The following is a 550-nucleotide window of genomic DNA, read 5'->3' on the forward strand; positions in this document are numbered from 1 at the left end:
GGGCCTCACGGCGTTCCTCGCCGTCGAGGCGGTCGACGTAGAGGATCCCGTCGAGGTGGTCGGTCTCGTGCTGGAGGCAGCGGGCGAGCAGGCCGGTCCCCCGGTGCTCCACCGGGTTCCCGTCCACGTCGGTGCCGCGGACGACGGCCTCCGCGGCGCGCGCCGGGTGGTAGCGCAGCCCGGGCACGGACAGACACCCCTCGCCCGGCTCCCGCAGCGCCTGCCCGGCGGTCTCGAGCACGGGATTGACCACGTGCCCGGCGACGCCGGCGACGTCGAACACGAAGACCCGCAGACCCACGCCCACCTGGGGCGCGGCCAGGCCCACGCCCCCGACGGCGTGCATCGTCTCGATCATGTCCGCCACGAGGGCGCGCACGTCCGCACCCGCGGGCACGGGCGACGCGGCGGTGCGCAGGACGGGGTCGGGGATGGTGCGGACGGGCAGGACGGTCACGCCGTCACCCTATCGCCGCCCTCGGCAGACGCCGGGCGCGACGACGACCCGTCGGGCGCCACGGCCGGGGCGGCGTGGGAGCCGCCGCCGAAC

General features: G+C 77.3%; 1 protein-coding gene. It reads right to left on the bottom strand.

Annotated features, from left to right (window positions below):
• Positions 1 to 457 (bottom strand): peptide deformylase (gene def, locus HMPREF3105_RS02015; protein WP_070708656.1); only part of this gene is annotated, 457 nt, incomplete at its 3' end.
• Positions 458 to 550: the final 93 nt, after the last annotated feature.

The organism is Micrococcus sp. HMSC31B01, assembly GCF_001816085.1.
In the GTDB taxonomy this organism is placed as follows: Bacteria; Actinomycetota; Actinomycetes; order Actinomycetales; family Micrococcaceae; genus Micrococcus; species Micrococcus luteus.